Source organism: Erythrobacter sp. S259 (genome assembly GCF_057364965.1).
The window spans coordinates 871,300-895,221 of record NZ_CP200286.1 but is presented as its reverse complement, the minus strand read 5'-3'; the positions used below and the strand labels follow the sequence as shown (position 1 = coordinate 895,221).

At 56.9% G+C, this 23,922-nt stretch carries 27 protein-coding genes, 1 tRNA gene and 1 pseudogene; 4 read left to right on the top strand and 25 right to left on the bottom strand.

The window, feature by feature from the left end; translation table 11 throughout:
- Positions 1-30 precede the first annotated feature (30 nt).
- From AC0V60_RS04240 to AC0V60_RS04200, 9 genes are all read right to left on the bottom strand, one after another.
- Positions 31-648 carry a tetratricopeptide repeat protein gene (locus AC0V60_RS04240; protein ID WP_486177280.1) on the bottom strand — a complete coding sequence of 206 codons (618 nt, stop codon included), beginning with the start codon at positions 646-648 and terminating at the stop codon, positions 31-33.
- Positions 645-1,067, bottom strand: coding sequence for a cytochrome c-type biogenesis protein (locus AC0V60_RS04235; RefSeq protein ID WP_486179435.1), 423 nt, complete (start codon positions 1,065-1,067; stop codon positions 645-647). The genes AC0V60_RS04240 and AC0V60_RS04235 overlap by 4 nt, the downstream gene beginning before the upstream one ends.
- Positions 1,067-1,591 carry a DsbE family thiol:disulfide interchange protein gene (locus AC0V60_RS04230; RefSeq protein ID WP_486177279.1) on the bottom strand — a complete coding sequence of 175 codons (525 nt, stop codon included), beginning with the start codon at positions 1,589-1,591 and terminating at the stop codon, positions 1,067-1,069. Before AC0V60_RS04230 ends, AC0V60_RS04235 begins: the two co-directional genes overlap by 1 nt.
- A complete protein-coding gene (locus AC0V60_RS04225) occupies positions 1,591-3,585 on the bottom strand; it encodes a heme lyase CcmF/NrfE family subunit (RefSeq protein ID WP_486177278.1) in 1,995 nt (664 codons plus the stop codon). Before AC0V60_RS04225 ends, AC0V60_RS04230 begins: the two co-directional genes overlap by 1 nt.
- Positions 3,586-3,591: 6 nt before the next feature.
- The gene (gene ccmE / locus AC0V60_RS04220) at positions 3,592-4,053 is read right to left on the bottom strand and encodes a cytochrome c maturation protein CcmE (protein WP_486177277.1); all 462 of its coding nucleotides are present in this window, start codon (positions 4,051-4,053) and stop codon (positions 3,592-3,594) included.
- Complete coding sequence (ccmD, locus tag AC0V60_RS04215; protein WP_486177276.1) at positions 4,050-4,190, bottom strand: heme exporter protein CcmD; 141 nt, start codon at positions 4,188-4,190, stop codon at positions 4,050-4,052. Before ccmD ends, ccmE begins: the two co-directional genes overlap by 4 nt.
- Positions 4,190-4,978: a heme ABC transporter permease CcmC gene (gene ccmC / locus AC0V60_RS04210; protein WP_486177275.1), complete on the bottom strand. Its 789-nt coding sequence runs from the start codon at positions 4,976-4,978 to the stop codon at positions 4,190-4,192. Before ccmC ends, ccmD begins: the two co-directional genes overlap by 1 nt.
- Positions 4,979-5,077: 99 nt before the next feature.
- The gene (locus tag AC0V60_RS04205; RefSeq protein ID WP_486177274.1) at positions 5,078-6,145 is read right to left on the bottom strand and encodes a Glu/Leu/Phe/Val family dehydrogenase; all 1,068 of its coding nucleotides are present in this window, start codon (positions 6,143-6,145) and stop codon (positions 5,078-5,080) included.
- Positions 6,146-6,230: 85 nt separating this feature from the next.
- Positions 6,231-6,307, bottom strand: a tRNA-His gene (locus AC0V60_RS04200).
- Positions 6,308-6,541: 234 nt separating this feature from the next.
- Between AC0V60_RS04200 and AC0V60_RS04195 the strand changes: the two genes are divergently transcribed.
- Both AC0V60_RS04195 and AC0V60_RS04190 read left to right on the top strand, forming a co-directional pair.
- Positions 6,542-7,177, top strand: coding sequence for a prolyl hydroxylase family protein (locus tag AC0V60_RS04195; RefSeq protein ID WP_486177273.1), 636 nt, complete (start codon positions 6,542-6,544; stop codon positions 7,175-7,177).
- A complete protein-coding gene (locus tag AC0V60_RS04190) occupies positions 7,165-7,719 on the top strand; it encodes an MOSC domain-containing protein (protein ID WP_486177272.1) in 555 nt (184 codons plus the stop codon). The genes AC0V60_RS04195 and AC0V60_RS04190 overlap by 13 nt, the downstream gene beginning before the upstream one ends.
- Here the strand turns inward: AC0V60_RS04190 and AC0V60_RS04185 are convergent.
- From AC0V60_RS04185 to pyrH, 11 genes and pseudogenes are all read right to left on the bottom strand, one after another.
- Positions 7,716-8,042 (bottom strand): DMT family transporter, encoded by a 327-nt coding sequence (locus AC0V60_RS04185; protein WP_486177271.1) that lies wholly within the window; start codon positions 8,040-8,042, stop codon positions 7,716-7,718. The two genes, AC0V60_RS04190 and AC0V60_RS04185, sit on opposite strands and share 4 nt — an antisense overlap.
- A gap of 83 nt (positions 8,043-8,125) precedes the next feature.
- Positions 8,126-8,350 (bottom strand): 50S ribosomal protein L31, encoded by a 225-nt coding sequence (gene rpmE / locus AC0V60_RS04180; protein WP_348156323.1) that lies wholly within the window; start codon positions 8,348-8,350, stop codon positions 8,126-8,128.
- Positions 8,351-8,473: 123 nt separating this feature from the next.
- A complete protein-coding gene (gene fabZ / locus AC0V60_RS04175; RefSeq protein ID WP_486177270.1) occupies positions 8,474-8,953 on the bottom strand; it encodes a 3-hydroxyacyl-ACP dehydratase FabZ in 480 nt (159 codons plus the stop codon).
- A gap of 28 nt (positions 8,954-8,981) precedes the next feature.
- Positions 8,982-9,683: an OmpH/Skp family outer membrane protein gene (locus AC0V60_RS04170; protein WP_486177269.1), complete on the bottom strand. Its 702-nt coding sequence runs from the start codon at positions 9,681-9,683 to the stop codon at positions 8,982-8,984.
- Positions 9,683-12,401 (bottom strand): annotated as a pseudogene (gene bamA / locus AC0V60_RS04165) (outer membrane protein assembly factor BamA). The gene AC0V60_RS04170 and the pseudogene bamA overlap by 1 nt, the downstream one beginning before the upstream one ends.
- A gap of 239 nt (positions 12,402-12,640) precedes the next feature.
- A complete protein-coding gene (gene rseP, locus AC0V60_RS04160; RefSeq protein WP_486177268.1) occupies positions 12,641-13,774 on the bottom strand; it encodes an RIP metalloprotease RseP in 1,134 nt (377 codons plus the stop codon).
- Positions 13,767-14,930 (bottom strand): 1-deoxy-D-xylulose-5-phosphate reductoisomerase, encoded by a 1,164-nt coding sequence (dxr, locus tag AC0V60_RS04155; protein ID WP_486177267.1) that lies wholly within the window; start codon positions 14,928-14,930, stop codon positions 13,767-13,769. The genes rseP and dxr overlap by 8 nt, the downstream gene beginning before the upstream one ends.
- Positions 14,930-15,727: a phosphatidate cytidylyltransferase gene (locus tag AC0V60_RS04150; protein ID WP_486177266.1), complete on the bottom strand. Its 798-nt coding sequence runs from the start codon at positions 15,725-15,727 to the stop codon at positions 14,930-14,932. Before AC0V60_RS04150 ends, dxr begins: the two co-directional genes overlap by 1 nt.
- Positions 15,714-16,355, bottom strand: coding sequence for a polyprenyl diphosphate synthase (uppS, locus tag AC0V60_RS04145; RefSeq protein ID WP_486177265.1), 642 nt, complete (start codon positions 16,353-16,355; stop codon positions 15,714-15,716). Before uppS ends, AC0V60_RS04150 begins: the two co-directional genes overlap by 14 nt.
- Positions 16,356-16,437: 82 nt before the next feature.
- A complete protein-coding gene (gene frr / locus AC0V60_RS04140; protein WP_486177264.1) occupies positions 16,438-16,995 on the bottom strand; it encodes a ribosome recycling factor in 558 nt (185 codons plus the stop codon).
- A gap of 11 nt (positions 16,996-17,006) precedes the next feature.
- Entirely contained in the window at positions 17,007-17,726 is a 720-nt protein-coding gene (gene pyrH, locus AC0V60_RS04135) for a UMP kinase (protein WP_486177263.1), read from the bottom strand.
- Between the two features lie 250 nt (positions 17,727-17,976).
- On the opposite strand from pyrH, the gene AC0V60_RS04130 reads away from it, so the two are divergent.
- The gene (locus AC0V60_RS04130) at positions 17,977-18,399 is read left to right on the top strand and encodes a hypothetical protein (protein WP_486177262.1); all 423 of its coding nucleotides are present in this window, start codon (positions 17,977-17,979) and stop codon (positions 18,397-18,399) included.
- Positions 18,400-18,575: 176 nt separating this feature from the next.
- On the opposite strand, the gene tsf is transcribed toward AC0V60_RS04130, so the two are convergent.
- On the bottom strand, positions 18,576-19,502 hold the full coding sequence (tsf, locus tag AC0V60_RS04125) for a translation elongation factor Ts (RefSeq protein ID WP_486177261.1): 927 nt from the start codon (positions 19,500-19,502) through the stop codon (positions 18,576-18,578).
- 85 nt (positions 19,503-19,587) lie between these two features.
- On the bottom strand, positions 19,588-20,361 hold the full coding sequence (gene rpsB, locus AC0V60_RS04120) for a 30S ribosomal protein S2 (protein ID WP_486177260.1): 774 nt from the start codon (positions 20,359-20,361) through the stop codon (positions 19,588-19,590).
- A 343-nt stretch (positions 20,362-20,704) separates the two neighbouring features.
- Here rpsB and AC0V60_RS04115 point away from each other — a divergent pair, with 343 nt between their 5' ends.
- Positions 20,705-20,989 carry a hypothetical protein gene (locus tag AC0V60_RS04115; protein ID WP_486177259.1) on the top strand — a complete coding sequence of 95 codons (285 nt, stop codon included), beginning with the start codon at positions 20,705-20,707 and terminating at the stop codon, positions 20,987-20,989.
- A 1-nt stretch (position 20,990) separates the two neighbouring features.
- On the opposite strand, the gene AC0V60_RS04110 is transcribed toward AC0V60_RS04115, so the two are convergent.
- The 3 genes from AC0V60_RS04110 to AC0V60_RS04100 form a co-directional block, all read right to left on the bottom strand.
- Complete coding sequence (locus AC0V60_RS04110) at positions 20,991-21,863, bottom strand: CDP-alcohol phosphatidyltransferase family protein (protein ID WP_486177258.1); 873 nt, start codon at positions 21,861-21,863, stop codon at positions 20,991-20,993.
- A 19-nt stretch (positions 21,864-21,882) separates the two neighbouring features.
- Positions 21,883-22,632: a phosphatidylserine decarboxylase gene (locus AC0V60_RS04105; protein WP_486177257.1), complete on the bottom strand. Its 750-nt coding sequence runs from the start codon at positions 22,630-22,632 to the stop codon at positions 21,883-21,885.
- A gap of 73 nt (positions 22,633-22,705) precedes the next feature.
- Entirely contained in the window at positions 22,706-23,887 is a 1,182-nt protein-coding gene (locus AC0V60_RS04100) for a beta-ketoacyl-ACP synthase III (RefSeq protein WP_486179434.1), read from the bottom strand.
- Positions 23,888-23,922 lie beyond the last annotated feature (35 nt).

Sequence of the window (23,922 nt, the reverse complement as noted above, 5' to 3'; positions counted from 1 at the left end):
GTCTTTATTGCAACATGGGCGCATTGGCGATCATCTCATCGAGACGAGCAACGCGGGCCTCGATTTCCGTCTTCCAAGGCGCATCATCGGGCGAGTTCTCCAGCAGCCGGCCCCAGATATCGCGCGCTGCCAAAATCTGACCTGACTGCAATAGGGATGTCCCCAAAAGAAGTCAGGCCCCGGATTGGTGGGATCAATTTCCCGGGCCTTTCCAAATGCATAGTTGGCAGCTGGCGTAACAAATCCGTCGGCATGTCCTGTCAGAGACATAGCCAGCGCGAGCCACCCTTCGAGGTGATCGGGGTTCTCTCGAAGACCTTTGCGCAGAAGGCCTGCTGCATCATCAAACTTGCCGCGCCGGGCAAATGCGTCTGACAAGGTCAAATAATCCGGTTTCACCTGTGCGGGATCGAAAAGCGCTCGCCGGGCATCGACCATTGCCTCGCCGGTTTGCTGCTCTATCTTTGGCTGAGGCTGTTTAGGACTTGCCGACTGGCCTGGCGAACCCATCCAGCTGTAGCCGACAAGACCCAGCAAAAGGCTCGCGCCAAACACCGCAAAACCCTGACGCGGCATCCGCAGCAGAAATGCTGCAAAAGCAAAGCTCGCCAGCGTAAGGGCGAGAATAGCAAACCAAGTCCCAATCACGCCGCAGTATCCCCGTCAGAGCCGGGTTTGCCCAGTCTGCGAAGCAATATCAAACCAACCACACCAAGAAGTAGCAAAGGAATGACAAACAGCGGCCAAGTCGTGCTGCTCACAGTCGGCTCATAGCTCACATAGTCGCCGTAACGCGCCGTCAGCCAGTCCCGCACTTGATCAGGACTTTCGCCAGCAAGCAGACGCGAGCGGACCTGATGGCGCATATCGCCCGCCATGGGCGCATCGCTGTCGGCAATGCTCTGCGACTGACATTTGAGACATCTGAGCGTTTGCATGAGCGCAGTGGCCTCTGCCTCTAGCGCCGGGTCTTCAAGCTGGGTGTAGGCGTATGGTGCAGGCGGCATGCCCGATTGCGCTGCAAGCGGCGCGGCCAAAAGAGCGATGAGTGCAATGATAAGCCGCATCATGCCGCTTCCTCCAATTTTTCAAGGAGCAATTCAACATGGTTCTCGCGAACGTCCCCTATATGCTGGTAACGGATATTACCTTTACCATCAATCACATAGGTCTCTGGAACACCCGAGGCGCCAATCTTGAGCATAAGCTCAGAAATATCGTCAGCTCCGATGCGCGTGTACGGATTGCCATAGCGAGAAAGGAAACCAGCAACCGCCTCTGGCCGGTCGCGCACGGCAATGCCGATGATCTCGACCCCCTCTTGCTTGAGACGCTCCAAATGCGGGGCTTCGGCGATGCACGGAACGCACCAGCTCGCCCAAATGTTAAGAAGCTTGGGTTTGCCCCCGATAAAATCAGCACGCGAGGCCCCCGGCATACCGTCTAGCGCAGGCGCGAGACTGAACTCAGGCAATTCCTGCTCAACCATTTGCGAGGGGATCGTATTCTGCTTGGGCTGGGTCAGCATGTAGCCAGCCACCCCTGCAAAGAACAGGAACAGCCCCAGCGGGATGAGATATAGCAGGCGCATTATTCAGCAGGCTCCGGCGCAATATCATCACCCAGCGCTTTAACGTCATCGCGTCGTTCCTGGCCGCGCTTTACTGCGGTGCGCCGCTTAAGATCGACTTTGAGGCGTCCAATTATCGAAAGGATGCCGCCAAATGCCATCAACAACCCGCCGTACCAGATGAATGTGACAAACGGCTTCCACCAAACGCGCAACTGCCAGCGGGGATTGCCGTCCTCATCGACGCCGGCCTGATCCCCGATCACTGCATAAAGTTGGCCGTTCCATTTTGTGAGTTGCGCGCTTTCACTGGTCGCCTGTGTGGGAGCCCAGAAACTGCGGGCTTGCGGAGTGAGGAGAACCCCGTCTCCATTGCCATCTGAAACAAGAATGCGGGCCTCTACAGCGGTCCAATTTGGCCCTGCTACAGGGTCAACGCTTTGCAGTTCAAAGGTCCAACCAGCAACCTCATCTTGCCCGCCTACGGACACGGCTGCGAGTTTTTCAGATGTGAATGCCGTCTCGCTTGCCATGCCAAACAGTGACACCGCGACGCCGAAATGCGCCATGACCATGCCCCATGTCGCCGCTGGCACGCGGGACAGCTTACGGCCGCGCAAAGGCAGGAATGCCGCCACAGCCAAAGCGATGGCGAACGCCAAACCAAGGACTGAAAGCACCGAATAGTCGCCGAAAAACGCAATTAAGGCAATCGCAGCGATAAGGATCGCAGCAAGGAGCGACATTTCAAATTGGATACGCGCAGGCTTGTCCTCTTTCCAGCGCAGGATCGGTCCTATTGCCATCACCACAAACATCGGGATGGCAAAGATCGCGCTCGCCGGATTGAAATAGGGAGGCCCCACGCTGACCCGTACATCGAACGCTTCAGTAAGAAGCGGATAGAGCGTGCCCAAAAGGACAATCGCAAGGATGGCTGAAAGCATCACATTGTTGAAAACGAGCGCGCCTTCGCGGCTTGTCGCGGTGAAGCGTTTGCCTTCCGAAATACTGTTCGCCCGAAGAGCAAAGATAAGCAGGCTTCCACCGATATAGATGCCAAGAAGCGCCAGAATGAAGCTTCCGCGCTCAGGATCAACCGCAAAGGCATGAACGCTGGTCAGAACGCCTGAACGCACAAGAAATGTGCCTAGCATCGACATGGAGAATGCAAGCACGCCCAGCATAATCGTCCACGTACGCAAGGCATCGCGGGCTGCAAGGACGCTGACCGAATGCAAAAGAGCAGTCGCAGCAAGCCAAGGCATAAGCGAGGCGTTTTCCACTGGGTCCCAGAACCACCAGCCGCCCCAGCCAAGCTCGTAATACGCCCACCACGATCCGGCGATAATTCCAAGGGTCAGGAACACCCATGCCCCCAAAACCCATGGCCGCATGACTTTGGCAAAATCAGGATTGACCTGTTTGGTGATGAGTGCACCCATCGCAAGGCTAAACGCGACCGACATGCCGACATAGCCAAGATATAGCGTGGGCGGGTGGATCACGAGGCCGAAATCCTGAAGGAGCGGGTTCAGACCTGCCCCCTCCGGCACCGGTACGGGAAGACGTTCGAACGGGTTGGAGGAAAGCAGCAGAAAGCTGTAAAACCCAAGCGCGACGAAACCCTGAACGCTCAAACTCGCCGACATCGTCTTTTCAGGCAGACGCCGTTCTAGCCCTGCCAACAGCCCGCCTGAGATCGCCAGGATCATCACCCAGAGCAGCATCGAGCCTTCATGATTGGCCCAGGTTCCGGTGAGCTTATACACAAACGGTTTCACCGAATGCGAATTGGTCGCGACCAGTTTGATCGACAGATCGGTAATCGCGAACGCATAGAGCAGTAAGAAGAACGAAAGCGTTGCAAGAAATGCCTGCACCACGGCGGCCGGCCTTGCAAGGGCCGCTATGCTGTCATTGCCTTGACGAAGGCCAAGCGCTCCGGCTGCCATCTGCAAAATGGCAAGCGCTGTTGCGAGCCAGAGGGCTGCATGTCCAAGTTCAGCGATCATATCGGTCTATTTCAATCCCGCCACGGTTTCGGCGTAGTCGTCAGACTTTTGGTGACCTTCCAGCCCCTCAAGTTCGCGCGGCACGTAGTTTTCGTCGTGCTTTGCCAAAAGATTGGTCGCCAGGAACGTCCCATCGGACTGCAACGAACCTTCAGCAACGACGCCGGACCCTTCGACAAACAGGTCCGGCAAAATGCCGCTATAGGCGACAGGAACGGTGTCCGCTGTGTTGCCAGTAACGGTGAAATTGACCGTAATCCCATCTTCAAGTGTCTGGATAGAACCGGGCGCTACCATCCCGCCAAGCCGGACTGCTTGGCCAACTTGCGGGGGTTCTTGCACCATTTGTTCGGGCAAATAGAAATAGTTCGCCTGACTGCGCAGCGCCCACGCCGCGATCAGCCCGGCGGCCACCACCGCAAGCAGCGCAAGTATCACAAGCGTCATGCGTTGATGTTTAGCCTTCATTTGCGCTTCATCTCCTCGCGGCGTTTTTCAGCTTTGCGCATGGTCGCATAGCTCCAGGCAATAAGCGCCCCAAGCGCAAGCGTGCCGATAACATATGCGCCAATCACAAAGGGCCAATGGTCCAATGCCTCACGCATTACGCTGTCTCCATTCCGCTTGTTGTGACGCCCGTCACATCTTCTGGGGCCACATCCTCGGAGGTCATATCATCATCAAGCGCCCGCCTGCGAAGCCGTGCCTCGACCTGTTGTTCTGCGATGAGCGCGCGCATGCGCATCAGGACGATCGCCCCAAACAAAAGCGAAAAGCCAACGGTGGCGGTAAGCAATGGCCAGAGATATTCGGCATCAATCGAACTCTTCCCCGCAGTGAGGCTGGGGGGTTGGTGCAGCGAATTCCACCAGACCACCGAGCGATTGATAATCGGTACGATGATCGCCCCCACAATGCCAAGAATTGCCGGAATTTTGGGTGAACCACCTTCGCGTGCGGTCGCCTGTGAAAGAGCGATATAACCGCCATAAAGGAACAGCAGCACAAGCATGCTCGTCAGCCGTCCGTCCCATTCCCACCATGTACCCCAAGTGGGCCGACCCCAAATCGAGCCAGTCGCGAGGCAAATGGCGCAAAAAACCATACCCGGCACCGCGATTGCACGCGCTGATATTCCCGCCAACGGGTGTTTCCAAATAAGCAAAGCCGCAGACGAAACCGCAATTCCCGTCCAGCCTCCCATGCCAAGCCATGCAGCGGGAACATGAATAAACAAGATGCGAACCGTTTCGCCCATCAACCGGTCAGGCGAGACGATGAACAAGCCCCACAATACCGGGCCCACGCTAAGCGCAAGCCCGCTCCAAAAAAGAAGAGGTGTGAGCCAACTGGCGAGTGATAAAAATCGTTTCGGGTTCGCGTAAATATGCAACGGATCAATACCTCGTAGCGCCCGTCATAAAGCCCTCAGCGGCCCCTGCAAGAGCGCAAAGCATGCAACAGTGAATAGCGGCGGCCTAGGGATATTTATCTATGCTCGGCCAATCAGTTCCTGAGCCATGGAATCCGCAACGACATTAGGCGAAACCGCGCCCGTCTCGCTTGCCTGCCAAATCTGCTCAAGGCGCGCTGGGATCTTTTCGATTAGCGCATTCACCTCATCGCGTGAGGCATGACGCCCTTCCCGGCGAGCCAGATATTCCGTCGCGACCGAGATGATCCCGCCAGCGTTGATCACATAGTCAGGCGCATAGAGCGCGCCCTGCTCAAACAAATCCTGTCCGTGATGCGCGCGAGCGAGCTGATTGTTGGCGCCGCCCGCAACGATCTGCGTGTCGAGCTTCGCTATGCTCTCATCATCCAAGATCGCGCCGAGCGCATTGGGACTGAGAACGTCGCATTTGGTCGTGAGAATTGCACCGGGAGCCACAACCTGTGCCCCCAATTCCTCCGCAAGGGCTTTGACACCGTCCTCGTGGATATCGGCCAAGGTCAGCCTCGCGCCGTCCTTCGCAAGCAGCCTTGCGACACCTCCGCCCACGCTTCCCGTGCCCTGAACGGCCACATGCACGTCTTTCATGCTGTCGGTTTTGAGCCGGTGCTTCACCGCCGCTTTGATACCGAGATAGATGCCGTAAGCGGTGTAGGGGCCCGGATCACCGCCAGCGCTATCCCCGCCTGACACGGGCAGCCCGGAGACGAATTCGGTCCTTTGCGAAACCGCTGCCATATCCGCCTCGCTGATGCCAACATCGGCAGCAGTTACATAACGGCCCGCCAGATCGTTCACCGCATCGGCAAAAGCAGCGAGCATTTCGGGTGTCTTGGTGCGCGCCTCGTCGGCGAGGATCACAGCTTTGCCGCCTCCCATCGGAAGGCCCGCCATGGCGTTTTTATAGCTCATCCCGCGCGATAAACGCAGAGCATCGCGAAGCCCATCTTTGGGATTGGGATAATGCCAAAACCGCGTACCGCCAGCGCCCGGTCCAAGGTGGGCCGAATGCACCGCGATAATGGCTGTCAGGCCCGAGTTTGGCTCACGCACAACATGCACGAACTCGTGGTCGTCAAAATCGGCTTCGGTCCAAAAAGCAGTCATATATCAAAGCCCCCAGCGCGGTCGGCGCATCGTCTGCGCGCGTCTAAAAGCATAGACCATCGTGGTCAGTCTAAAGAGGGAAAAATGGGGCGATCGAGGGGTCTCGAACCCCCGACCTCCGGTACCACAAACCGGCGCTCTAACCAACTGAGCTACGATCGCCACATACCCCGCTCCTTATCGGTGAACACAAGGTCCTTCGCCAAGCCGCGCTATTTAGAGCGCCATTGCTCGAAGAATTGCCAAGGTCAAGACCGCTTAAGGCGGGCGCGAGCGTGTTGCACAATGCGCGCGGTAAGGGAAGCGAAAACTGCCATGCAAACGCATTCGCGCAATAAAGTTTCGCACACCGGTGATCTTGCCTAGACGGGCCAAGCACTTAACAATGCCAGTATCATGAATCCGCTCACCGATTCTGTACTCGACCATCTTGCCCGCCGCGATGGCCTTCAGCGTGTCCCGCACTCGAGGATTGAGCTTTTTCAAGCGAAGAATTTCCTAACGCCTGGGCACTGCGAGCAATTGGTCGCGATGATCGACAAAGACCGCAGGCCAAGCACAATTGCCGATGCCAATGGCGATGCATATTTTCGCACGAGTGAAACCTGCGACCTGGCTCGCTCAGACCCGGTGGTCCAAAAGCTCGATTTGCTGCTGCACGATTTAAACGGGATAAACCCGGCCCTTGGTGAACCCGTCCAAGGCCAGCGATATGATGTCGGACAGGAATTCAAGCCGCACACCGATTATTTCACACCCGGCACAGCCGATTTTGAGAAGTTTTGCAGCGAGGCAGGCCAGCGCACATGGACCTTTATGATCTACCTCAACAATGTCGAAGCCGGCGGCGCGACGCGGTTCAAGGTGGTGGGTAAGACCTTTCAGCCCGAAATTGGCAAGCTGCTATGCTGGAACAACAAACGCCCCGATGGTGAGCTAAACCCCAATACGCTTCATCACGGGATGAAGGTGAGGAAAGGCGTAAAATATGTGATCACCAAATGGTATCGCGAGCGGGAATGGCCCTGGTGAGGGCACAGGGCGCCGTCTCCGATGTGCAAATGAGCGCTGAGCATGCTTTCTCAAAGCAACCCGCGCCGTCAATTCGCATTGTTGCCGGACAGGGCGTCGAAGGCGATGCTCATGCTGGCGACCGCGTACAGCACCTCAGCCGAGTGCGCGCCGACCCCACCCAGCCCAATTTACGACAGGTCCATCTGATCCATAGCGAGCTGTTTGACGAGGTGGCGCAAAAAGGATTTACGGTGCGCCCCGGAGACCTTGGTGAGAATATCACCACATCTGGCCTCGATCTTCTTGCTTTGGGGCGAGACACTATTTTGCGTGTCGGGGATGAAGCGATGCTGCGCGTGACGGGCCTTCGCAATCCTTGCGCTCAGATCGATAAGTTCGCGCCTGGCCTGCTTAAACAGCTGGCTGTGAAAACGCCCCAAGGCATCGTGCGCAAGGCGGGCATCATGTGCACCGCAACTGCCAGCGGATTGGTGCGCGCAGGAGACCGCATCACGTTCGAACCACCCAACGGACCGCATATCCCGCTCGAACGTGTTTAACCGTGTTGCACACTCAAATTCAGCCCCACCGCACCGATCAAAATCATCCCGATAAACCCAAATTGCAGCGCGCTTAAACGTTCTTCGAAAGCAAAGATGCCAATCACGCTGATCGCAACAATCCCGCAGCCCGACCAAATCGCATAGGCAACCCCTACCGGGATGACCTTTACAGCGGGCGCGAGCATCCAAAAGCTCACCGAATAGGCGGCAAGCGAGGCCATGCCCCATTGCCATCTCTCAAAGCCCGATGAGAGCTTGAGCATCAACGTGCCGCTCACTTCAAAGACTATAGCGAGGCCTAAGAATATCCATGCGTTCATGCGCCCAAGCCTACTCGCAAAGCCCACAAAGAAAAAGGCGGCCCATCAAGGACCGCCCTCTTTCAATTCCAATCGGAAGCCGATTACTTTTTGAGAGTAAGACCGCCAAAGCGCTTGTTGAACGCTGCCACTCGGCCGCCTTCCTGGATCTGGCGGTTGCCGCCGGTCCATGCAGGGTGGCTCGTTGGGTCGATGTCGAGTGCGAGAGTGTCGCCCTCTTTGCCCCAAGTGGAACGCGTTTGAAACTCAGTACCATCGGTCATTTTGACCGTGATCATATGATATTGTGGGTGCCCTTCGGCTTTCATCGTCTTTATCCTCGTAAGCGTGCCCCGGTTCCGACCGGAGTTGCTATAAAACTGGTAAGAAGCGGCGCACATAACGCTGCCCCTGAAAATTGCAAGCCCAGTGTCGTCTGGGTATCGACTAAATCAGTTCTCAGGCGGGTCCGCGATCATCGCTGTGAACTCGCACTGACACGTAACTTTGCCCTCGACGCTGGCCTTGCCCTTGAACTTGTAGATCGTGCGGCGTTGTTGAAGGAACTCCACCTCAAGGTCGAGCAAACAGCCAGGTGTCACAGGCGCGCGGAACTTCGCACTGTCAATGCCCATAAACAAAACCAGCTTACCCGTACCCGCCAGCTCAAGCGTTTCAATCCCAAGGATCGCCGCCGCCTGAGCCAACGCTTCGATCTGCAGAACGCCCGGCATGATGGGAGCTCCAGGGAAATGCCCCTGAAAAAACTCCTCATTTATGCTGACGGCCTTCACCGCGTGGATGCGCTCATTCAGATGAATTTCGCGCACCCGGTCCACCAAAAGCAGCGGATAGCGGTGAGGTAAGGCCTTCAAAACTTTATGAATGTCGTAGTCGGTAATCGGCGCCGCCGATTTCGTATCTTCGCTCATTCTCGCCCCCCGAGTAATTTAGCGTGAATTACCGGCCCGCAGGTGCAGGTGCAGGTGCTGGCTGTTGGCCTTGCTGCGCGGCCTGCTGTTGTTGAATCAGCTGCGCTCTGACCAACGTTTGCTGAATATCTTGGAAGACCTGCGCTGCATTGGGGTTGGGGCGGTAATTTTGCGGCGGCACAATCTGAGCCGATGGGACTTTTGTGTTGAGCGCCGTTGTGATCAATGACGTGATATCCGCGCCCTCGCCCGCATATTGCAGCGATCCTGGCGCCAAAACAGCAACGATCTGCTGCTGCTGAGCCACCTCACCGAGCGCCGCTGGATATTGCGCAAAGATTTGCTCAACCGCGTACGCACGGGCTGTGTTGATCTGTCCGTTAAACTGCGCAACCTCCTGTTCAAGCGTTTGAATCTGCGTGAAGTTTGGTGAGCTTTGAACACCTGCCAGTTCACCATCATCAAGCTGACCATTGCTGTTGGTGTCAAACGGCTGAAGGAGCTGAGAAAGCTGCTCTTGCTTTGTATTGCGCTGTTCGATCTGAGCCGAATAGGTTGTGCCGATCTGGGAATAAGCGGTTTGCAGCGCGTTCGTGCCGATAATCGCACGGGTGATGTCGGCGGTTGCAATCCGCCCCTCGACTTGCGCCGCAGCAGGGGTTGAAACAGCAGCGATAAGGGCGCTAGCAGCAAAGCCGGCTGCGCAAACAGTCTTTGAAAAACGTGTCATTAGAATTGTGTTCCTACGTTGAACGTGAGTGTTTTGTCGTCATCGCCCGCGACCTTTCTAATGGTCTGAGCGAAGTCGATGCGGAAGGGACCAAAGGGTGAGTTCCAGTTTACACCGATCCCTGCGGTGATGCGGGGGCTAGGCGAATCGCCAACAAAGACCTCGCGGAAGCCCTGTCCGGGAAGGATGGTGTTTCGAGTAACCCCGTCGGCTGCAATCGGATTTGTCGTCTCGATGGTGCCCGGAGTACCGTCAGGGTTCGTGATGATCTCTTGAAAAACGGGCGCGTCTTGCAGGAGTGGCTGTGTCAATTGCCACAAAGCACCAACGTCTAGCCAGATAGATGGCCTTAACCCCAGTTCACGCGCGCCTGTCCCCAGCGGGATTTCAAGCTCAGCCCGGCCAAGGTAGTAATTTCGGCCGCCAAGCGCATCGTCGCGTTGCTCATCACGGTCCAAATTGAATACGACATTGCCGTTGTCATCGAGCAGCACGTTGCCAGGGCTATTAGGGTCAATCAGAGGGAATTGTCTGAGGACCACTGGGGCCAACACCACGAATGTCAAACCCGCGGAACTGCGGCTCACCAAGGAAGAAGCGATCTGTAAGGAAGATATCATCGACACCGGCTCCTTCGCGCTCGCTCAGCGCGAAAATTGTTCCACCTTCTAATGAGAGAGAGAAGATGAAGCCGGAATTGAACACATCCCAGAACTGCTGAGCCTTCCCTCGGAAACGCAAGTAGCGAACATCGCCGCCAAGACCCGCAAACTCAGAACTGAGCGAGATCAGCCGCCCTCGAGTAGGCCGGAAACCGGAGTTGAGAGTGTTGTAATTGAGACTCAAACCAACAATTGAACTCAATCGATCGCCGAGCTGATCGCAAAGGAAGCGGCCGGCAATGATAGGGTCACATTCCTCAATCCCATCACCGTCAATATCGCTGAAAAATGCGGGATCGTTGAGACTCACCTGATCATAGTTAAGCGTGTAGCTAGCCACGAGCGAGGAAAACTCAGTTAAAGGCACACCAACCCTGAAGGCACCGCCTGTTGTCGACTGTTCAAAAGTGTTTTCGCGATCCTGTTGGAATTGGTTAAAGCTGTTGAAGTCTCTTCGAAAGATATCAACGCCCGCCGAGATATTGCGATCGAACAGATAGGGCTCGGCAAAGCTGATCTGCGCCGAACGGGAGAATTGCGAGAAGTTGACTGAAAGCCCAATGGTCTGCCCGCGTCCGCGGAAGTTACGTTGCCGTATGGAGCCGGCAAGAATAAACCGCTCAATCGAAGAGAAACCGGCTGAGAATTGCAGCTCGCCTGTTGGTCGCTCCTCGATATTAGCCTCAAGAACGATGCGATCAGGCGCAGAACCTTCGACCTGAGTGACCTCAAAGTTTTCTTGAAAATAGCCAAGCGAGTTGATCCGTGCCGTAGTCCGCTGGACGCCGAGCGAGTTAAACGCATCGCCTTCTGAGATACGAAACTCGCGGCGGATCACCTTGTCCTGGCTGAGCGTGTTGCCGTTCACATCCACGCGCTCGACATACACACGCGGCGCCTGACGAAGGATAAAGGTGATATCCATCGTCAGATCTTCAGGATTGCGATCAAAGCGCGGCTGCACGTCCGCAAAGGCGTAACCGAACCGGCCTGCGAGCTCCGTTAGGGACTCGACAGTATCTTCAACGGTCTTTGCGTTATAGAATTCGCCCGACTGAATGCCGAGGCCTGACGCCAGAGAATCGCTGTCGAAGTCGCGAATTTGGCTGTCCACTTCGACATCGCCAAAGTTATACCGCTCGCCTTCCTCGACCACATAAGTGATGATGAAGTCTTGTTGATCCGGGGTAAGCTCTGCCACCGCTGAGACAACGCGGAAGTCAGCATAGCCTTCAGTCAAGTAAAACTGACGCAGCTTTTGTTGGTCGAATGCCAGACGGTCAGGGTCATAGCTGGTGTTGGAACTGAAGAAGCGGAAGAAGCGTGATTGCTTGGTCACCATCTCGCTTCGCAGTTCGCCATCGGAGAATTTCTCGTTCCCGATAATGTTGATCTGGCGAACCTTGGATTTGGGCCCTTCGGTGATCTCGAAGACGATATCCACCCGGTTCTGCGGGAGCGAGACCATTTGCGGCTCGACTGTCGCTGCAAACCGGCCTTGTCGTTTGTAAAGCTCGATAATGCGGGCAACATCCGCGCGCACTTTCGAACGGGTGAATATCTGACGCGGGGCGAGCCGGATCTCTGGGATAATTTTATCGTTATCAATCCGATCGTTGCCTTCGAGCACGATGCGGTTGATCACCGGGTTTTCCGTCACATTGATGACTACATTGCCGGCTTCATTACGGATCGAGAAGTCTGCAAACAGCTCGGTTGCGCCAAGGTCCTTGAGGGCCTCGTCGGCTCCGGCTGATGTGTATTCCTGGCCCACACGCAAACGGATATACGAAAGGATTGTGGTCGGCTCCAGACGCTCAGCCCCGATCACATTGATTGAGCGGATTGTGTTGGCCGAAGGCGCAGGTGCTGGTGCAGGTGCTGGTGTGGTTGCAGGCTGGGAGACAGGTGCGGTTTCCTGCGCAATCGCGCTCACCGGAACACCTGCCAACATGGTCGCGCCAGTCAGTGCAACACCAAACCGGCCGACTGACGATTTTCTACTGGCATACTTACAAGTCGCAGACACAGTGCCTGCTTGCTCACGAAAATTCATGGATGAAATATCCCGTCCTACCCACATTAATGCGCCTGCCCCAAACGCGTAATGGCTCAGCCTTCTGGCCTTGCCGACCCTAAACGCTGTCGCCTTTGCCTGATGCGCGGCGCGCGGGTCAAGCAGGCTAAGCGCACTATGACCGGGCAATGCGACCACTGCCCGTTTCCTTACTGCCTCAGACCGCCCCTCTAAAGGAGCGCCCGATTGGTGCAAGGCCCCATTTCTTGACCTCTCGCCTAACCGCCAAACGGCAGAAGCGAGGTTACGTCATTCACAGTGACCACCACCATGAACAACAGAACGGCCGCAATCCCTGCGCGGTAGGCCCATTCGGTGGCCTGCGGTCCGACAGGTTTGCGGCGGATCGCCTCAGCTGCGTAGAAAGCCAGGTGACCACCATCGAGCGCAGGGATTGGCAAGAAGTTGATGAATGCCAAATTAAGCGAGATGAGGGCAGCGAAATTCACGAAGGCGAGAAAGCCAAGGCTCATTTGCTCGCCTGAGTATTTCGCGATCTTCACAGGGCCGCCCAATTCCTTGATTGAGCGCTCGCCTGTGAATATCTGCTTGATGCCGGTGACCATCATGCCTGTGATCTCCCAGCACCGCTCTGCGGCAAGCGGGATCGAGGCAAGAACGCCAACCTCCTCAAACTCATAGCGGCCGCCCGACGGGCCCACGCCAATTCGGCCGAGCACGCTCACATTGCCGAACGCATCAGTGTCTTCGACCCGCGCAGTGGTCAGCGCAATATCAATTGTCTCGCTGTCACGAAGAACAGTGAGGACCATGTCCTTGTCAGGATAAAGCAGTATCTGCGTGCGGATCTCTTCAAAATCCTCGACGGTTTCGCCATCGATTTTGGTGATTGTATCACCGATTTGCATACCAGCATCGCGGGCAACCGATTCTTCAGAGAACTCACCAACCGTCCGAGAATCTTCCGCGCCCACGATGGTTGGATTGCCATAGATCGTGAAGAACGCCGCAAAAATCCCAATCGCGACGATAAGGTTCGTAACCGGCCCCGCAGCAACAATCAGCGCCCGCTTCCACAAGCTGGCATTCTGAAAACTGCCGTCGTTCACCTCTTCGGGAGGGGGCGCACTGGGGTCTGGAATGCTCGCCGGGTTCATATCGCCCTTGAACTGAACATAGCCGCCAAGCGGCAGCCAAGAGAGCTTCCAGCGCGTCCCATGCTTATCGTTCCAGCCAGCGATCTCAGGCCCAAAACCGATAGAGAAAGCCTCTGCCTTCACACCAAACCAGCGGCCAACAAGATAATGGCCAAGTTCATGCACCGTCACAAGCGGTCCCAGCAATGCCAGAAAGCCGATAAAGTACATCCAAAAAGGGGGCTGCTCAAACAAGAGGTATGTGCTCCAAAGCCTTAGCTGCGCAAATTCGCGCCTCGCTATCTATCGCCAGCACATCTTCCAGCATGCGCGGCGCTGGCGCCTGATAGCGCTCTAATGTCTTTTCCGCCACTGAAGTAATGCGGCTGAACCCAATGTGACCGGCAAGGAACGCCTCCACTGCAATCTCATTGGCAGCGTTGAGGATCGCCGGAGCCGCCCCGCCCGCCTCTATCGCCTCGCGCGCGATGCGGGTGGCTGGGAAAAGCTCTTCATTGGGCGCCTGGAAAGTAAGCGCGCCAATCGCTGCCAAGTCGAGCGGCTCCAAGGGCGTCTCCATCCGGTCGGGATAGGCCAAGCACGAGGCAATCGGCACACGCATATCCGATGGCCCCAATTGCGCCAGCGTCGAGCGGTCACGGTACTCGACCATCGAGTGAATGACGCTTTGCGGATGAACCACGATCTTCAGCCGCTCGAGCCCCACGGGGAACAGGTGATGCGCCTCGATAAATTCAAGGCCCTTGTTCATCATCGTTGCGCTGTCGACGCTGATCTTTGCGCCCATGGACCAATTGGGGTGTGCCACGGCTTGCTCAGGGGTCGCAGCATGGATCGCAGCGGCATCCCAAGTGCGAAAAGGGCCGCCGCTCGCGGTGAGAGTTATCCTTGCGACATCCTCTATCTTACCGCCCGCAAGGCACTGGAAAATCGCGTTATGCTCGCTGTCAGTGGGAAGCAGCGTCGCGCCGTGCTTGGCGACCGCGCCGGTCATGACTTCGCCTGCTGAAACCAGCGCCTCTTTGTTCGCAAGGGCAATCGTGCCGCCACGTTCTACCGCCGCCATCGTGGGAGCAAGCCCAGCGCAGCCAACAATCGCTGCAACCGTCATATCAACCGGATGCTTTGCCGCATCACACAGCGCCTGCGCACCGCCAGCCGCCTCGACATCGCTTCCGGCCAAGGCTTCGCGAAGAGCGGGTAGAGCGGTTTCATCGCTTACAACTGCAAGCCTTGCTCCGAATTCACGGGCGAGCACAGCCAGCTCCTGCGCGCTTGAATGGGCCGTCAGAGCCTTAACTTGCCACTCATTAGGATTGCGCCGAACAAGGTCGAGCGTTGACGCTCCAATCGACCCCGTCGCGCCCAGAACGGTGATCGTGCGTGCCATCAATAGCCAACCAGAGCTGGCACAAAGGCAAGAAGGAAGAGCACAAAGAACACAGAGATAAATCCATCAAGCCGGTCAAAGACGCCGCCGTGACCCGGAATAAGATTGCTCGAGTCCTTCACCCGTGCCCGCCTTTTCATCCAGCTTTCGAAGAAGTCTCCGGCCTGGGCGATAACCGCGATCAGAACACCTGCGAGAACCGCGCCTAAGAGGCTTCCAATAGAAAAGCCCGGCATAGCCGAAGCTGGCCCAAAGTCCGCTGCTTCAACGCCGAGCGCCACAAACGCTGCAGCCGCAGCTCCTCCAATAAATCCAGCCCAGGTTTTTGAAGGACTGATCGACGGCGCAATCTTAGGCCCGCCGATCAAACGGCCAGAGAAATAGGCCCCCACATCGACCGCAATAATCGGGACGAAGAACGCAAAGAGCACCGACCACATATCATAGCCAAGTGAGGCACCCTCTCCGAACAGAAAGCCCCAACCGTTTCTGACCGCAATCATCGCAAGCGCTGCGCCGCCGACGTAAATCGCGCCAAAGAACTGCCAAAGAACTTCGGCAACAGGCGAGACGCCAAACCCGCGGGCAAGCAGGTTCCACTCCCACAGGACAAGCCCTGCAAGAAGGATCACAAATCCAATCCAGAACCAGCCGCCCAGCCAAAGCGCGATAACAACCGCGCCAATCATCGCAACAGCCGAGACAAAGCGGACCGCTAAATCTGCGGTGCCCGTCGCCCCGCCGGTCGCCCCGCCCGCAGCCTTGCTGCTGTTATCCGCCCCATTATCTGCCGCCATAGCGCCTCTCCCTTTGCGCAAAATCCTCAAGCGCCCCGGCTAAATGCTCAGGCTTAAAGTCGGGCCAAAGCGTGTCCACAAAGAGCATTTCGGCATAGGCTGACTGCCATAACAGAAAGTTGCTAAGCCGGATCTCACCGCTGGTGCGGATCAGCAGATCAAGCGGCGGCAAATCAGCTGTATCGAGATGCGCAGCTATGCTCTCGGGCGTAATCTCCCCCGCCTCTGACGCTTTCGCCGCCGCCCGAGCGATTTCATGTTGAGAGCCATAGTTCAGAGCCACGGCCAGCGTCTGCGTGCCGCCGGCCGTCTGCGCCAAAGCATCTTCGAGCATGGCAACAATGTCAGGCGCAAGCCCGCGCCAATCGCCGATGATCTTGAGTTTCACATCGTTCGCAACGAACTCAGCCAAGTCCGATTTGATGAACTTGCGCATGAGGTTCATGAGGTCGCCCACCTCATCCTCAGAACGCTTCCAATTCTCCGAACTGAACGCATAGAGCGTAAGGCAATCAAGGTTCATCGGCTCCAGCGCGCGCACCAGACGCCGCACCGCCTCAACCCCGCGCTGATGCCCTACGGCGCGCGGCAGGCTGCGCTTCTTAGCCCAGCGGCCGTTGCCATCCATAATGATGGCAACGTGCCTAGCACCGGTATTGACGCTGCCGTTCTCCAAACCGTGCCCCTAGCTCCCAGCGACTGCTAACCCTCTATTGGGTCAGGATTTCCTGAACCTTCTTCTCAATCGCCGCGTCGATTTCCGCGACATATTTGTCAGTCAGCTTCTGCACCTCATCTTCAAAGCGCTTGCGCTCATCCTCTGATATCTCCTTGGCCTTTTCGTCGGCCTTGAGGCTCTCCATCCCGTCGCGGCGAACATTGCGGGCGGCAACCTTGGCTTTCTCGCCGTATTCGCCGGCAAGTTTTGCGAGGTCCTTGCGCCGGTCCTCGGTAAGATCAGGCATTGGAAGGCGGATCGTTTGACCATCGGTCATGGGGTTCAAACCAAGGTTCGCCTTGGAAATGCCCTTCTCGACCGCACTCACATTGGTTTTGTCCCACACTTGCACGGCCAGCATGCGCGGCTCTGGCGCGGAGACGGTTGCCACCTGGCTAAGCGGCATCATCGCGCCGTAAACCTCGGCCACCACCGGATCGAGCAGCGCGGTGTTTGCGCGCCCTGTGCGAAGGCCCGAAAGGTCGCCCTTAAGCGATTCAACAGCGCCGTTCATGCGGCGTTCGATGTCAGATTTGTCGTATGTAGGCATGACTTAACTCTTTAGTCTTTCTGGACAATTGTCTGAATGCCCTCGCCCGAGAGCACTTTGGCAACATTGCCTTTTTCACGGATTGAGAAAACCACTAGCGGAATGGCGTTCTCACGGCAAAGCGCAACAGCGGTTGCATCCATAACTTTAAGATTATCCGCGAGCACTTGATCGTAAGTGATCGTGTCGAAGCGGGCGGCGTCCGGGTTATGCTTGGGATCGCTGTCATAGACGCCGTCAACGCTCGTCCCTTTAAGCAACGCATCGCAGTTCATTTCAGCCGCGCGAAGGGCCGCGCCCGTATCGGTCGTAAAGAACGGATTGCCGGTGCCAGCGGCAAAGATCACAATCCTGCCCTTCTCAAGGTGGCGTTCAGCGCGCCTCCGGATGTACGGCTCACACACAGATGACATCGGGATCGCCGACTGGACCCGGGTTTGCACGCCCAGCTGCTCCAGCGCATTCTGCATCGCCAGCGCATTCATCACGGTCGCGAGCATACCCATGTAATCGCCGGTGGTCCGGTCAAGCCCCTTGGCCGCCGCAGAGATTCCCCGAAAGATATTGCCGCCGCCAATGACAAGGCAGACCTCAATGCCGCTATCCTTGGCCGCCTTCACCTCTTCTGCCAGCCGCGCGACGTATTCAGGATCAATGCCATACTCCTGGTTCCCCATCAGCACTTCGCCTGAGAGCTTCAGAAGGACGCGCTTTATCGGGGGGAGTGTCATGGGGCTCGGGGCTCTTTCGTGGCGGTATGTGTTTAGCGCTAGGCCCTATCGGCAAGGCGGGGCTGTGCCAAGAGGGGCCGTGTGCAATGCCACCAGTTTTGAGACAATGAACAGGGGTGTTTTGGAAACTACCGTTTCGGCGATTTCGGCGGTGACGAAGGGGACTGGGCCGGAAGGCGGCCAAAAGCTCAGCATCCTGCTTCCCAAGCTTTCGCTTCTGTTCATGCCTCGACGAAGCTAAACGATCCCAATGCGCGATTTTCGTCCGATCTTTGCGGTTCAATTCGTCACTTTAATGGTGTTCGCCTTACTCAAACGATTTCGCACCGAACTGGCTCAATGGCATCCGAACGAGGCTTTTGAGATCTTCCTCTACTCCTTCCCCAATTTCGCGGAAGGATTGTTCGGCTATCTGATGGTCACGATGATACTCACCATGGTGTCTTGGCGTTCAGAGCGTGTGTCCGCTGTTTTGCCCCTGCCCAGGCTCATTATCTTCGCGCTTCTTGTCTCAGGAATTTATGTGATTAGCCAGGAAATGGGGCTGCACCATCTTGGCGGAGCGCAGATCTATGATCCTTATGACGTCGTGTTTTCGGTTGCTGGACTGATAACGGGGTTGCTTGTCTTTATATGGCTGAGGCCATTAGAGGCACCCGCCCACCTGCGGTAGAAGGCGCCGCCGCTCAGGCAGCCGAGAGAAACGCAAAAGAAAAAGGCCGCCCGCGAGGTTTCCCCTGCGAGCGGCCTTTTCATTTCATTGCGAGTCCCCGCGAAGGCGGGAACCTTGTGCACCAAAGCGGGAGATCCCCGCCTTCGCGGGGATGCGCACCGGGCTAGAGCGCTGGCTTACCCGCCAACGGCAGCCGCAACTTCCGCTGCAAAGTCGCTTTCTTCTTTCTCGATGCCTTCGCCGAGTTGGAAGCGGACGTAGTCTTTGAGGACGACCGAACCGCCATTGTCCTTACCGAACTTGGCCACGGTGTCTTCGACGCTGGTTTTATTGTCCATCACGAACATCTGGCTCAGCAGAGCGTTCTCTTTGGCAAACTTCCGAATTGCGCCTTCGACCATTTTCTCTTGCACGTTCTCAGGCTTGCCGCTTTCGGCTGCCTTTTCCTGTGCAATCGCCCGCTCACGCTCGATCACGTCTGCGTCGAGGCCGTCGGCATTCAGCGCCTGCGGGAACATCGAGGCGATGTGCATCGCGAGCTGCTTGCCAAATGGCTCAAGGGTGCCCGCAGCAATGTCGCTTTCAAGAGCAACGAGAACGCCGATTTTACCGAGGCCTTCAGCGGCCGCATTGTGGACGTATGAAACAACCGCGCCGCTTTCCACAGCAACAGTTTTCATGCGGCGAACCTGCTGGTTCTCGCCGATGGTGGCGATGTTGTCGGTGAGCTTGTCAGCGACTGTTCCGCCGCCGGGATAGCCAGCAGCTTTGAGAGCTTCGACATCGTCGCCGTCCACGCCAAGCGCTGCAGCGGTTGTGCTGCGAACGAAGTCTTGGAACTGGTCGTTTTTGGCAACAAAGTCCGTCTCAGAGTTGACTTCAACAGCAACGCCGCGTGTGCCTTCGACGGCAACGCCAACGAGGCCTTCAGCAGCGGTGCGGCTGGATTTCTTTTGTGCGGTTGCAAGGCCTTTTGCGCGCAGAGCGTCAACCGCAGCGTCAATGTCGCCATCGGCTTCGGTGAGGGCTTTCTTTGCATCCATCATGCCTGCGCCAGACAATTCGCGCAGTTTCTTCACATCAGCAGCGGTAAAAGCAGCCATGGTGATTTCCTTTATTTGTGTGAGGGCGCCGGGTGGCCCTTAGGGAGGCTGCCCGGCGCGCTAGAATGGAATTGTGACGCGTTGTTTACGCCTCAGCAGCAGGTGCCTCTTGAGCGGCAGCCTCAGCAGGAGGCGTGTCCATTGCGCCGAAGTCTTCGCCAGACGTTTCAACAGCCTGACCGCGGCCAGCATTCGCTGCATCACCGATAGCCTGACAATAAAGACGCACAGCGCGGCTCGCATCGTCATTACCGGGCACTGGAAAAGCGATGCCGGTCGGGTCGGTGTTGGTGTCGAGCACACAGATCACTGGGATACCCAGAACAGCCGCTTCTTTGATGGCAAGCTCTTCTTTGTTTGCGTCGATCACGAACATCACGTCCGGAACGCCGCCCATATCGCGGATGCCGCCAAGCGACAGCTCAAGCTTATCACGCTCACGGGTGAGTTGCAGCACTTCTTTCTTAGTGAAGCCGCTGGTGTCGCCTGAAAGCTGCTCTTCAAGGGTTTTGAGACGCTTGATCGAACCGCTGATGGTTTTCCAGTTGGTGAGCATGCCGCCCAGCCAGCGGTGGTTCACAAAATGCTGACCCGACTGGCGCGCCATCTCAGCGATAGGCTCCTGCGCCTGACGCTTGGTGCCAACAAACAGAACCTTGCCGCCAGCGCGAACGGTGCTTTCAACAAAGTCCAGAGCGCGCGCAAAAAGCGGAACGGTTTGTGACAGGTCGAGAATGTGAACGCCGTTGCGTGCGCCGAAGATATACGGCTTCATACGCGGGTTCCAACGGTGGGTCTGGTGGCCGAAGTGTGCGCCGGCCTCAATCAATTGCTGCATGGTGACGGTAGTGGTCGCCATAGGATAGTTCCTTTCCGGTTAGTCCTCTGAGCAAGCCTGTGTGACCTTGAGCGGAAATCCCGCTTCGGCACCGGTATGTGCGCTTGCCCATGTGAATTTCGCCCCGCGCGGTTCGCGATGATTCGCAGACCCCATCGAGGCGAGTGCCGCGCACATAGTCGGGGTTACACACAAAATCTAGTGCGTTCTTTAAGGGAAGGAACACAAGTGGAACAAAATGCTTGACTAAGTTGGAACACTTAGCGAACAAAGCATCAGAACAAATGTCGAACATACGACCCGGTGTAACTTTTACGCTGTATGAAACGTACAGTTAATAGCGGGCCGGAAAAAAGGAAACGATATGATGATTGCAATGACCATAGCCTGCCTTCTTGTCATTGCGGCATTGGCTGCAACGCTCACCCTGCTCGACACATGGCTCCAGGCGCGCGCTGCGTTTTGGAGCGTTTTTCGTGAGCAGCAGTTGCTCGATGCGGGCTTTGTCCCCCAGGTCGAGGCAAGCGAGACGCGCCTGCGCCAACCTTTACATCGGTCTGCCCCGCGCACTTCACCGGCGCGTGTTCGCAAAAGTGGTTTCGGCGGTGCGCGCCGTTCTAACCTGGGCGCCGCGCAGGCACAGGGCTAATCTAAATCAGGGTGCGCGCGCTCTCGCGTTTGATCTTGCCGTATTTGATGAGCGCATAGGGCATAAGGGCAAGGTAGGCAGCGCTTATTGCGCTTAAGGTCCACCACGGCTCTAACAGCACTCCTGCAAACGCAAGCCCGACCAGCGCGATTATCCAAATGCGCACATCGCGCTGGGGCCGGATCGCCGTCCAGCTGAGCGTTGCCATGTTGGAGATCAGCAGGGCAGCGATGACCGACACCCAGATCGCCAAAAACACCGGTTCGCGAAGGATAGGTTCGCCAATCTCGATCCACAGGACCAATGGTGTCAGTGCAAGCCCTCCTCCGACAGGCGCTGGAACGCCTGTCAAAAAGCCCGCCAATTTATGCGGCTGATCTTCGACATCAATCAACGCATTGAAGCGCGCAAGGCGCAGGGCCATGCAAATCGCGAAGCCAAGCGCTGCAAACCAGCCAAAACTGGGGAGTGTCTTCAGTGACCACATGAACAAGACCAGCGCCGGCGCAATACCAAAGGAAACGCAGTCGGCGAGGCTATCGAGCTCCGCGCCAAAACGTGATTGAGCGTTTAGCATCCGCGCAATACGCCCATCCATACCGTCCAATATTCCTGCAAGCAGAATCGCGAGGACAGCGAAGGACCAATTCTCATCAACAGCGAAGCGAATGGCGGTAAGACCGGAACATAAAGCCGCCGCCGTCACCGCATTGGGAAGCATCGCCCGCAGCGATAGACCTGTGCGTTCATCTGCAATCTCCGCCCCATCCACGATGGGCTCAGCCAGATCAGAACTCTCGTGTTCGGCGGCCTTGGGCCCCACGCGCGGTGCGGATATGCCGCTGCCTTCGTGCGGCGAGGACGGATCGCTCATGACAGGCCTCTACGCTGCGTTATTGCGCTATCCCTTCAAGAAGTGCAGTCGCACCAACATCGGCAAGAATGGTCTCGCCCGCCACAATGCGTTGACCCATCAAAACGCGGGGCTGTGTGCCTGCGGGTAGATAAACATCCACGCGGCTGCCAAAACGGATGAGCCCCACGCGCTGTCCCTTGGCGACCGTATCACCGGGCTTCACAAATGGAACAATCCGCCGCGCCACCAGTCCCGCGATTTGTGTAAAGCCGATCATCAGCCCGTCAGTGCGCTCAATCAGGACGAGCTGGCGTTCGTTTTCCTCAGATGCCTTATCAAGGTCAGCGTTCACAAATTTTCCGGGTATGTAGACCACGCGCTGAACCGTGCCGGCGATGGGTGCCCGGTTTATATGAACGTCGAAAACGCTCATAAAAATGGACACGCGCGTAACCGGCCCTGGCGGCAGGCCCGGCACGCCTGAGCCGTCATTGCCGAGCATTTCAGCGGGCGGCCCCATCTGCTGGATCAGCGTCACAAGCCCATCGGCAGGTGCGACAATCGATTTGTCATCCTGAGGCACAACGCGCTCTGGATCGCGGAAAAATGCGAACACGCCCAGAGACAACAGCAAGAGCGGCCAGCCAATGATCTGCCAGCCGAAGACCAAGGGCACCAAAGCTATCGCCGCTGCGATCACCCCATATTTGCGCCCTTCGGGATGGATTGCGGGCCACCCCCAACTTGCATCGCCGCGGCCCTGATTGTCGAGAATTTCACCTGCCATACATCATCCATTTAGGGACTGCACACCTGAACGGCAAGCAAGCAGCCCGATCCCTCAATTCAAAGGCGCGTCTTTAAGCTGTTGGGCCGATCTTGCGAACGAACACCGTGCCAGCCGAATATCCCGCACCAAAACTGCAAATCAGCCCGGTGTCTCCAGCGCTCAAATCCTCGCTATGTCTGTGGAAGGCGATGATGGAACCCGCTGAGGAGGTATTGCCGTAAGTGTCGAGCACTGTCGGGCTTTCGTCATCATTCGCCTCATGCCCCAGAACCCGCTGCGAAATCAGGCGGTTCATCCCTGCATTGGCTTGGTGGAGCCACAGGCGGCGCAAGGTTGCTGGGTCCATTTGAAGCTTCTCCGCCTCATCAATGATCATCTGCGCGACCATCGGCACCACCTCTTTGAAAACCTTGCGGCCCTCTTGGACGAAAAGCTTGTCCGCATTGCCCGCGTTCTGCGGTGCCGCGCGGTTGAGGAAGCCAAAATTGTTGCGAATATTGTTCGAAAAAACCGTCTTCAGCTTGGTGCTGAGGATTTCCCAATGTTCTTTGGGCGCGATCGCTTCATCCTCGACCAGCACCGCCGTCGCCACATCGCCAAATATGAAGTGACTGTCCCGGTCGCGCCAGTTGAGGTGGCCTGAGGTGATCTCAGGGCTCACCACCAGAACGCTTTTCGCATTGCCAGCGCGCACATAGTCGGCTGCCGTTTGAATACCGAAGGTCGCGGATGAACACGCAACATTCATATCAAAGCCAAAGCCGTCGATACCCAGCGCCTGCTGGATCTCAATCGCCATCGCCGGATAGGCACGCTCCATATTGGAGGCTGCGCACAGCACGGCATCGACGTCCTCAGCTTTGCGCCCGGCCCGCTCAAGAGCTTGGAGCGCTGCCTTCACCCCAATCTCGCACATCATCGAGTGCTCATCATTGGTGCGCTCTTCCCAGCGCGGCGACATGATCTCTGGATCGAGGATAGGCTCTTTGCTCAGAACATGGCGTGCTTTGATCCCGCTTGCCTTCTCGATAAAACCGACGGAGGAATAGATCAGCCTTTCGGTCTCGCCCGCCTCGATCGCGTCGGCATTGGCAGCGTTGAAGCGGTCAACATATTCATTGAAGCTGGCGACCAGTTCCTCATTGGTGATGGAATCTGCCGGGGTAAACAGCCCGGTCGATGAGATTACGGGGCGTCCGGTGAGCACCGCGCTTTTTCCCGAAGTGGTTTTGTTTGTTATAGTGTCCTGCATGGGTGCACGAATAGGCCCGCCTAGGAAGCGCTGCA

Coding starts and splice junctions, on each gene's coding strand:
- dxr (WP_486177267.1), bottom strand. CDS start 14,930: ATGGCACGCACGATCACCGTTCTGGGCGCGACGGGGTCGATTGGAGCG.
- ccmD (WP_486177276.1), bottom strand. CDS start 4,190: ATGCGTGAGGCATTGGACCATTGGCCCTTTGTGATTGGCGCATATGTT.
- AC0V60_RS04130 (WP_486177262.1), top strand. CDS start 17,977: ATGCGCGATTTTCGTCCGATCTTTGCGGTTCAATTCGTCACTTTAATG.
- tsf (WP_486177261.1), bottom strand. CDS start 19,502: ATGGCTGCTTTTACCGCTGCTGATGTGAAGAAACTGCGCGAATTGTCT.
- rpsB (WP_486177260.1), bottom strand. CDS start 20,361: ATGGCGACCACTACCGTCACCATGCAGCAATTGATTGAGGCCGGCGCA.
- AC0V60_RS04170 (WP_486177269.1), bottom strand. CDS start 9,683: ATGACACGTTTTTCAAAGACTGTTTGCGCAGCCGGCTTTGCTGCTAGC.
- fabZ (WP_486177270.1), bottom strand. CDS start 8,953: ATGAGCGAAGATACGAAATCGGCGGCGCCGATTACCGACTACGACATT.
- rpmE (WP_348156323.1), bottom strand. CDS start 8,350: ATGAAAGCCGAAGGGCACCCACAATATCATATGATCACGGTCAAAATG.
- pyrH (WP_486177263.1), bottom strand. CDS start 17,726: ATGACACTCCCCCCGATAAAGCGCGTCCTTCTGAAGCTCTCAGGCGAA.
- AC0V60_RS04190 (WP_486177272.1), top strand. CDS start 7,165: ATGGCCCTGGTGAGGGCACAGGGCGCCGTCTCCGATGTGCAAATGAGC.
- AC0V60_RS04225 (WP_486177278.1), bottom strand. CDS start 3,585: ATGATCGCTGAACTTGGACATGCAGCCCTCTGGCTCGCAACAGCGCTT.
- frr (WP_486177264.1), bottom strand. CDS start 16,995: ATGCCTACATACGACAAATCTGACATCGAACGCCGCATGAACGGCGCT.
- AC0V60_RS04100 (WP_486179434.1), bottom strand. CDS start 23,887: ATGCAGGACACTATAACAAACAAAACCACTTCGGGAAAAAGCGCGGTG.
- AC0V60_RS04205 (WP_486177274.1), bottom strand. CDS start 6,145: ATGACTGCTTTTTGGACCGAAGCCGATTTTGACGACCACGAGTTCGTG.
- AC0V60_RS04185 (WP_486177271.1), bottom strand. CDS start 8,042: ATGAACGCATGGATATTCTTAGGCCTCGCTATAGTCTTTGAAGTGAGC.
- AC0V60_RS04235 (WP_486179435.1), bottom strand. CDS start 1,067: ATGCGGCTTATCATTGCACTCATCGCTCTTTTGGCCGCGCCGCTTGCA.
- AC0V60_RS04115 (WP_486177259.1), top strand. CDS start 20,705: ATGATGATTGCAATGACCATAGCCTGCCTTCTTGTCATTGCGGCATTG.
- ccmE (WP_486177277.1), bottom strand. CDS start 4,053: ATGAAGGCTAAACATCAACGCATGACGCTTGTGATACTTGCGCTGCTT.
- AC0V60_RS04195 (WP_486177273.1), top strand. CDS start 6,542: ATGAATCCGCTCACCGATTCTGTACTCGACCATCTTGCCCGCCGCGAT.
- uppS (WP_486177265.1), bottom strand. CDS start 16,355: ATGGATGGCAACGGCCGCTGGGCTAAGAAGCGCAGCCTGCCGCGCGCC.
- AC0V60_RS04110 (WP_486177258.1), bottom strand. CDS start 21,863: ATGAGCGATCCGTCCTCGCCGCACGAAGGCAGCGGCATATCCGCACCG.
- AC0V60_RS04150 (WP_486177266.1), bottom strand. CDS start 15,727: ATGGCGGCAGATAATGGGGCGGATAACAGCAGCAAGGCTGCGGGCGGG.
- AC0V60_RS04230 (WP_486177279.1), bottom strand. CDS start 1,591: ATGCGCCTGCTATATCTCATCCCGCTGGGGCTGTTCCTGTTCTTTGCA.
- AC0V60_RS04105 (WP_486177257.1), bottom strand. CDS start 22,632: ATGGCAGGTGAAATTCTCGACAATCAGGGCCGCGGCGATGCAAGTTGG.